Annotated in this window: 1 protein-coding gene; it reads left to right on the forward strand. The window is 68.3% G+C overall.

The window, feature by feature from the left end; all coding sequences use genetic code 11:
- Positions 1-555: calcium-binding protein (locus A3728_RS12830; RefSeq protein WP_150120779.1), on the forward strand; the 555-nt coding region annotated here is incomplete at both ends.

Consider the following 555-nt stretch of genomic DNA (forward strand, 5'->3'; position numbering starts at 1 on the left):
CGGGCGGCGATACCCTTTCAGGCAGCGACTATGCTGATACGATCCGGGGCGGGGCGGGCAACGACGATCTGCGCGGCCAATCCGGTAACGATACGCTCTTCGGCGGGTCGGGCGCCGACACGATCCGGGGCGGTTTGGGCAACGATCTGATCCACGGAGATGCCGGGGAGGACGAGCTGCGCGGGGGCGAGGGCCGCGATCATATCCTCGGAGGCAACGGCAACGATCAGCTTTTCGGCAACGCGGGGGACGATGTGCTCACCGGTTCCGGCCAGAGCGATACCGTCTTCGGCGGGGCGGGGGCCGATTTCGTCAACGGCGGCTGGGGCTACGACCGGCTCGAAGGGGGCAGCGGCGCGGACCGCTTCTTTCACCTCGGCCACCGCGACCACGGGTCCGACTGGGTTGACGACTACGCGGCGGAGCAGAACGATATCCTGCTCTACGGGGATGAGGCCGCCAGCGCCGCCGACTTTCACGTCAATTTCGGGGAAACCGCAGGCGCCGGTGCCGCGGGGGTGGAGGAAGCCTTCGTGATCCACAGCCCCACGGGCC

The organism is Sulfitobacter sp. HI0040 (genome assembly GCF_001634885.1).
Taxonomy (GTDB): Bacteria; Pseudomonadota; Alphaproteobacteria; order Rhodobacterales; family Rhodobacteraceae; genus Sulfitobacter.